At 65.4% G+C, this 460-nt stretch carries 1 protein-coding gene; it reads right to left on the bottom strand.

Translation table 11 applies throughout. The features are described from left to right. Positions 1 to 460 (bottom strand): transposase family protein (locus AC0L18_RS32405; RefSeq protein WP_473495747.1); only part of this gene is annotated, 460 nt, incomplete at both ends.

The raw sequence follows: 460 nt of genomic DNA, 5'->3' as shown, positions 1-460 counted from the left end.
AGGCTGTAGATCTTGCGGCCGCGCTGGCGCTGACGCTGCTCGAGAACGGTGGAGGCCTGGTAGAGCGACCATTTGAAGAGCGCGTCCAGTTCCGCATCGCCGGCGATCTGGCGGGAGATGTCGCGAACGGTCCGGCCGAGATACGTCCTGAGCCTGCGCAGCGCCTTGTTGGCCCGCTTGAACTGCTTGGCGTGCGCATAGCGCTGCTGCTTGATCAGCGCCAGCTTGCCGACCCGCACATAGGTCTGGCGCAAATCCAGCCCCGCCCGTTTGGCCAGCCGCACCAGCCGTTCGCGGGCCCGGTGGATGAGCTTGGCGTCGGTCGGGAACATCACGCTCTTTGGCTGCACGGTCGTGTCCACGATCACTTGGCGCGTGTCGGTCGGCTTCATCGCCCCGGTCTTGACCGCAATGCTGAGGCTTTCCTGCAAAAGCGCGACGATCCGCTCCTCGCCCATGC

It is taken from the genome of Mesorhizobium sp. WSM4819, assembly GCF_055811215.1.
This window is presented reverse-complemented; position numbering and strand designations above follow the sequence as displayed.